General features: G+C 69.1%; 7 protein-coding genes. 5 read left to right on the top strand and 2 right to left on the bottom strand.

Features of this window, described 5'->3' with window-relative positions:
- Window positions 1-159: 159 nt before the first annotated feature.
- Both I5731_RS19625 and I5731_RS19620 read left to right on the top strand, forming a co-directional pair.
- Window positions 160-696, top strand: a complete 537-nt coding sequence (locus I5731_RS19625) for an SRPBCC family protein (RefSeq protein WP_197313100.1) — start codon at window positions 160-162, stop codon at window positions 694-696.
- Window positions 697-699: 3 nt separating this feature from the next.
- Window positions 700-1,680 (top strand): YVTN family beta-propeller repeat protein, encoded by a 981-nt coding sequence (locus I5731_RS19620; protein WP_197313099.1) that lies wholly within the window; start codon window positions 700-702, stop codon window positions 1,678-1,680.
- 6 nt (window positions 1,681-1,686) lie between these two features.
- Here the strand turns inward: I5731_RS19620 and I5731_RS19615 are convergent, their stop codons facing one another.
- Together I5731_RS19615 and I5731_RS19610 are read right to left on the bottom strand one after the other, a co-directional pair.
- The gene (locus I5731_RS19615) at window positions 1,687-2,250 is read right to left on the bottom strand and encodes a TetR/AcrR family transcriptional regulator (protein ID WP_197313098.1); all 564 of its coding nucleotides are present in this window, start codon (window positions 2,248-2,250) and stop codon (window positions 1,687-1,689) included.
- 47 nt (window positions 2,251-2,297) lie between these two features.
- Window positions 2,298-2,642: a DMT family transporter gene (locus tag I5731_RS19610; protein WP_197313097.1), complete on the bottom strand. Its 345-nt coding sequence runs from the start codon at window positions 2,640-2,642 to the stop codon at window positions 2,298-2,300.
- A gap of 264 nt (window positions 2,643-2,906) precedes the next feature.
- Between I5731_RS19610 and I5731_RS19605 the strand changes: the two genes are divergently transcribed.
- From I5731_RS19605 to I5731_RS19595, 3 genes are all read left to right on the top strand, one after another.
- Entirely contained in the window at window positions 2,907-3,581 is a 675-nt protein-coding gene (locus I5731_RS19605) for an HAD-IA family hydrolase (protein WP_197313096.1), read from the top strand.
- A 43-nt stretch (window positions 3,582-3,624) separates the two neighbouring features.
- The gene (locus I5731_RS19600) at window positions 3,625-4,398 is read left to right on the top strand and encodes an ATP12 family chaperone protein (RefSeq protein WP_197313095.1); all 774 of its coding nucleotides are present in this window, start codon (window positions 3,625-3,627) and stop codon (window positions 4,396-4,398) included.
- Window positions 4,399-4,529: 131 nt separating this feature from the next.
- Window positions 4,530-6,062, top strand: a complete 1,533-nt coding sequence (locus tag I5731_RS19595; protein WP_197313094.1) for an acyl-CoA carboxylase subunit beta — start codon at window positions 4,530-4,532, stop codon at window positions 6,060-6,062.
- Window positions 6,063-6,125: the final 63 nt, after the last annotated feature.

The following is a 6,125-nucleotide window of genomic DNA, read 5'->3' as shown; positions in this document are numbered from 1 at the left end:
CCCCCCTCCTTTGGTGCGACCTCATGCCCCGTGGCGTCCCGCGTGGTTGCGCCGCGGCGCGGTCGGGGGTAATTCTTCCCGTCCGAACAATGACGTCGGGACGCTAAGCCCCGCTTTTCCATGAACTTTTTGTAATGCTTTCCGTAGGAGGAAACGCGGATGAAGATGCTGTTCGCGGCTGCATTGGCCGGTCTCGTGGCCTTCGCGCCGCTCGCCGCCGAGGCGCATGGCCCGACCCGCCAGAAGGTGACGGAGACCATCGAGATCAACGCGCCGGCCGACAAGGTCTGGGCGGTGATCGGCAATTTCCAGGACATGAGCTGGCATCCCGCCGTCGCCTCGTCCACCGGCCAGGGTGAGAACGAGCCGAACGTCGCCACGCGCGCGCTGACGCTGGCCGATGGCAACGTGCTCGAGGAATCGCTCGAGAAGTACGACGCGGCCAAGATGTCCTACTTCTACCGCATCACCAACGACGTGGTCGCGTTCCTGCCGGTGAACAACTACTCGTCGACGCTGCTGGTGAAAGCCGATGGCGACAAGTCCACCGTCGAGTGGCGCGGCGCCTTCTACCGCGGCTACATGAACAACGATCCCCCGCCCGAGCTGAACGACGAGGCCGCCATCGCCGCCGTCACCGGCATCTACAAGGCGGGTCTCGAAGCGCTGAAGACCAAGGTCGAGAGCGGCAGCTGACCGATGTCGGCACACCGCAGGGCGGCGTCATTCGGCGCCGCCCTTTTTGTTTCGGCTCTGCTGGCGGCGATCCCGGGGTCGCCGGCGCGGGCTGACGAGGCCTTCGTCACCAACCAGGGCAGCGACGACCTCTCGGTCGTCGATCTCGAGACGATGACCGTCGCCGCGACGATCCCGATCGGCGGCAAGCCCGCCGGCGTCGCCGTCTCGGCCGATGGCAGCCGCGCCTACGTCACCAGCCCGGAATCGAAGACGCTGACGGTGATCGACACCGCGGCGCGCAGCGTGCTGGCCCGCCTCCAGGTCGGCGACGGACCGCTCGGCCTCGCGCTCTCGCCCGACGGTCGCCGCGCCTATGTCGCCGACTGGTATCGCCACAAGATCTTCGCCGTCGACACCGAGGCGCTCGCCATCGTCGGCGAGGTTGCGACCGGCGAATCGCCGTCCGGGCTCGCCGTCAGCGCCGATGGCAGCCTGCTCGTCTCCTGCGACCGCGATTCCAACGCCATCTCGCTGATCGACACGGCAACCCTCACCGTCTCCGCGACGATCGCCGTCGGCGAACGGCCGTTTGCCGTTGCCCTCGATCCCGAGCAGCCGCGCGCGTTCGTTGCCAATGTCGCGACCAACGACGTCTCGGTGGTCGACCTCGTCGCCAACCGCGAGACCGGCCGCATCAAGGTCGGCAGCACGCCCTATGGCGTCGCGCTCGCCAACGGCCGCGGCTTCGTCACCGACCAACATGCCGACACCGTGACGGTGTTCGACCTCGCGACGCTGGAGCCGATCGAAACCCTCGACACGCCAGGCTTTCCCGAAGGCATCGCGGCGAGCCGTGACGGCAGCCTGATCTACGTCGCGAGCTGGTTCGACAACGTGCTGTTCGCGATCGATTCCGCGTCGCTCGAGATCGTGGCCGAGGTCGCCGTCGGCGACGGCCCGCGTGCCTTCGGCGCCTTCATCCGCCGCATCGACGCACCCTGAGTGCCGTCAGCGCGGCCGGGTGAGGGCGGCGAGTTCCGCCCTGAGCGCCTCGATGTCGGCGATCACGGTGCTGTCGAGGCTGAGCAGGCCGTTGAGGCAGAGCCCGTCGGCGGCGAGGCGGGCGATCTCCAGCACCGGGCTGGCGTCGGTCTCGGCATGCTGCGCCATGCGCCCCTCGAACCAGCGCGACCAGACCAGCCGCAACTCCGGGTCGGCGAGCATCGACAGCGACATGATCGTGCTCGGCGCCGCCCGCCCGAGCAGCCGCTCGCGGAACGTCGCCTCGACATAGGCGCGGGTGAAGCGGCCGAACGGCTCCGGGTCCGCCGCCATCAACGCTTCGACCTCACCGTCGAAATGCGCCACGAGGTCGGCGAACACCGCGTCGATCAGCGCCTGCTTGCTCGGGAAATGATGGAAGAAGCCGCCCTTGGTGACGCCGGCGGCGTCCGCCACCGCCTGCACGGTCAGCCCGGCGAGACCCTGCTCGGCCGCGAGCCGCGCCGCGCAGTCGAGCAGGGCGCGGCGCACCAGTTCGGGCTGTTTCGGACGGGTATGGGCGGTACTCATCGGGCCTCGGCTCCGGCCCCGGCTGGGGCGCGCGTCGGGCCTTGATATCAGTGTGCGACCGTGCGCGAAAAGGCGTTGACCACGATGACGCCGGCAAGGATCAGGCCGATGCCGACAATCGCGGCGAGATCCGGCACCTGCCGGAACACGAACAGCCCGATCAGCCCCGTCACTACGATGCCGAGACCGCCCCAGATCGCATAGGCGAGGCCGAGCGGCAGCGTCTTCAGCGCGTGCGACAGGAAGTAGAACGACACCACGTAGAACAGCGCGCAGGCGACCGTCGGCGCCAGCCGGCTGAACTGTTCCGACTTCATGAGGAAGGTGGTGCCGGCGATTTCAGCGGCGATCGAAAGGCCGAGGGCGCCGTAGGCGAGGGCGAGCGGGTGCATGGGGTCAGGGTCCTGTCGTGACGATGCAGGGAACGGCCACCGCGCGGAAGGGCGCCGGGGGCAACTGCGTCTGCAAATAAAGATACCAACCGGTAGGTATCCTTTCAAGTCACGAGGTGGTGATTGTTCGGCCGGGCAGGGGGCGGTCACCCGCCGCCCCCCGAACTTCGATCGTCCCGGTCCGCCCGGTGAACCGCCGCGCGGGCCGTGGATCTGCCAATTTTCCGCTTCTCTGCCGCCGTCGCTTCGTCTACCTGATGGCCCATGCGGATCGTTCTCTTCGATTGCGACGGCACCCTCGTCGATAGCCAGAACGTCATCGTGACGGCGATGACGGCCGCCTTCGGCTCCGCGGGGCTGAAGCCGCCGTCGCGCGCAGAGATCCTGTCGATCGTCGGCCTGTCGCTGCCGATCGCAATCGGCCGCCTCGCCGCCGGCCACGGCACCTCGATCGACCGGCTGGTCGCGGCCTACAAGACCGCGTTCCACGCCCTGCGCCAGCAGCCCGAGCATCTCGAGCCGCTGTTCCCCGGCACCCGCGCGGTGCTGGAGGCGCTCGCCGCCCGTGACGACGTGCTGCTCGGCGTCGCCACCGGCAAGTCGCGCCGCGGCCTTGACGCGATCCTCGCGACGCATGGCCTGACGCAGTTCTTCGCCGTGCTGAAGACGGCCGACGACGCCCCGTCGAAGCCGCACCCGGCGATGGTGCTCGATGCCGTCGCCGAACTCGGCGGCGACGTCGCCGCGACGGTCGTCGTCGGCGACACCACCTATGACGTCGAGATGGCCCGCGCGGCCGGCGCCCGCGCGATCGGCGTTGCCTGGGGCTACCACCGCCCGGCGCAACTCGTCGCCGTCGGCGCCGATCCGGTGATCGGCCACTTCGAGGAACTGGTCCCGGCCTTCGATCGCCTCTTCGCCGAAGCGGCGCCGCGCTGACGCGGCCCCCGCCCGCACCGCCAATTGCCGAAAGCTGATCCCGATGCGTGACATCCTCGAAGACCTCGCGACGACCGCCGTCGTCGATCCGATCCAGAAGGCGCGGCAGAACATGCGCCGCGAACTGCCGAAGCGATTCTACAAGGAGGTCACGGCCGGGGAGGGCGATGCGGGCTTCACCGTGCTGCTCGACGGCCGCCCGGTGCGCACCCCGGCGCGCAATTTTCTCGCCGTGCCGTCGCGCGCCGTCGCCGACGCCCTCGTCGGGGAGTGGGCGGCGCAGGGCACGCACATCGATCCGGCCGCCATGCCGCTGACCCGCCTCGTCAACTCCGCCATCGACGGCGTCGCAGCCGAGGCCGAGGCCGTGGCGGCGGACGTCGCGAAATACGCCGGCTCCGACCTGCTGTTCTACCGCGCCGAGGCGCCCGAGCGCCTCGTCGCCCGCCAGACGGAGGGCTGGGACCCGGTGGTCGCCTGGGCCGAAGCCCGCTTCGGCGTCCGCTTCCGCCTCGCCGCCGGCGTGATGCCGGTGGAGCAGGATCCGGCCGTGGTGCCGGCGGTGCTCGCCGCGGTGCCGCGCGAGCCGTTCCGCCTCGCCGCCCTGCACCAGATGACGACCGTCATGGGCTCGGTGCTGCTCGGCGTCGCCGTCATCGAGGGCCGGCTGGCAGCGGAAGACGCCTTTGCACTGTCCCAGCTCGACGAAGACTGGAACGCCGAACTCTGGGGCATGGACGACGAGGCGGTTGCCCGCCGCGCCGGGCGCCGCATCGACCTGCTGACCGCCGCCCTGCTCGCCGCCGGCGACGGCTGATCGTCCCCTGGGGCCACCGGCCCCGCCTATCGGCTAGGGTGCGGCGCCGTTGATCATTGTCTAGAACCGCAGGCGACGTTAAGCCGGGACAGGTCCCCGGTTTCAGGGGCTGCGCTGGACGGGGTGACGCGATGAAGGACGTGCTGGACGAACTGGAACGCCGCCGTGAGACCGCACGCGTCGGCGGCGGGCAGCGGCGCATCGACGCCCAGCACGCCAAGGGCAAGCTGACGGCGCGCGAGCGCATCGGCGTGCTTCTCGACGAGGGCAGCTTCGAGGAGTTCGACATGTTCGTCGAACACCGCAGCGTCGACTTCGGCATGGGCGAGACCAAGATCGCCGGCGACGGCGTCGTCACCGGCTGGGGCACGGTCAACGGCCGCGTCGTCTTCGTCTTCTCGAAGGATTTCACCGTCTTCGGCGGCTCGCTCTCCGAGACGCACGCCCAGAAGATGGTCAAGATCCAGGACATGGCGCTGAAGAACCGCGCCCCGATCATCGGCCTGTTCGACGCCGGCGGCGCCCGCATCCAGGAGGGCGTCGCGGCGCTCGCCGGCTACGGCGAGGTGTTCCAGCGCAACGTGCAGGCGTCGGGCGTCATCCCGCAGATCTCGCTGATCATGGGCCCCTGCGCCGGCGGCGACGTCTATTCCCCGGCGATGACCGACTTCATCTTCATGGTCCGCGACACGTCCTACATGTACGTGACCGGCCCGGACGTGGTGAAGACCGTCACCAACGAGACCGTGACGCACGAGCAGCTCGGCGGTGCCTCGGTGCACACCGTGAAGTCCTCGATCGCCGACGGTGCCTTCGAGAACGACGTCGAGGCGCTGCTCGAAATGCGCCGCCTGATCGACTTCCTGCCGGCGAACAACCAGGTCGAGGCGCCCGAGCTCGCGCTCTACGACGACGCCGACCGGCTCGACATGTCGCTCGACCGGCTGATCCCCGACAATCCGAACAAGCCCTACGACATGAAGGAGCTGATCCTGAAGACGGTCGACGAAAGCGACTTCTTCGAGATCCAGGCGACCCATGCGAAGAACATCATCACCGGTTTCGGCCGCATCGAGGGCCGCACCGTCGGCTTCGTCGCCAACCAGCCGATGATGCTCGCCGGCGTGCTCGACAGCGACGCCAGCCGCAAGGCCGCCCGCTTCGTGCGCTTCTGCGACTGCTTCGGCATTCCGATCGTCACCTTCGTCGACGTCCCCGGCTTCCTGCCGGGCACGGCGCAGGAGTACGGCGGCCTGATCAAGCACGGCGCGAAGCTGCTGTTCGCCTTCTCCGAGGCGACGGTGCCGAAGGTCACGGTCATCACCCGCAAGGCCTACGGTGGCGCCTACGACGTCATGGCGTCGAAGCACATCGGCGGCGACATCAACTACGCCTGGCCGACCGCCGAGATCGCGGTGATGGGCGCCAAGGGCGCCGCCGAAATCCTCTACCGCTCCGAGCTCGGCGACCCGGAGAAGATCGCCGCACGCATCAAGGAATACGAGAAGCGTTTTGCGAACCCCTTCGTCGCCGCCGAACGCGGCTACATCGACGAGGTGATCTTCCCGCACTCGACCCGCAAGCGCGTCTCCCGCGCCCTCCGCCTCCTGCGCGACAAGCACGTCGAGGGGCCCTGGAAGAAGCACGACAACATTCCGCTGTGAGCCGGGGAGGGGGCGGGCGGTTTTCGGCGTCGCCGCGCCCCCTCATCCGCCCTTCGGGCACCT

Origin of the sequence: Methylobrevis albus, assembly GCF_015904235.1 — a bacterium.
Taxonomy (GTDB): domain Bacteria; phylum Pseudomonadota; class Alphaproteobacteria; order Rhizobiales; family Pleomorphomonadaceae; genus Methylobrevis_A; species Methylobrevis_A albus.
This window is presented reverse-complemented; position numbering and strand designations above follow the sequence as displayed.